The organism is Methylobacterium sp. D48H (genome assembly GCF_053345715.1).
Genome location: NZ_JBKFAP010000223.1, coordinates 1 through 280, shown reverse-complemented (window position 1 = coordinate 280; position 280 = coordinate 1). Strand labels below are relative to the sequence as shown.

The following is a 280-nucleotide window of genomic DNA, read 5'->3' as shown; positions in this document are numbered from 1 at the left end:
GGAGGCGGACGCGTTCCGCTCGCTCGGCCTCGGCCGGCGCGCCGCCCTGTGGATGGTCCGCACCCTGGAAGGGACGTCATCCCGCAAGGCCGCCAAGGCCGATGCGAGCGAGCGCCGCGCCCATCTTCTCGACGCACCCCTGCCGCTCTTCGCGTGGCACGCCGATGACGGCCTGTCCCGGCACGAGCCGGCGGTGGACCTTCAGCCCCTGGCCCCGTCCGAGGCCGTGGCCGAGGATTACGCCGCCACCGGCCTGTCGCTCCAGGGGCACCCGGTCGCG

At 75.4% G+C, this 280-nt stretch carries 1 protein-coding gene; it reads left to right on the top strand.

The features are described from left to right. The coding region (locus ACLBX8_RS32225; RefSeq protein WP_447716478.1) for a hypothetical protein at positions 1-280 on the top strand (280 nt) is incomplete at both ends.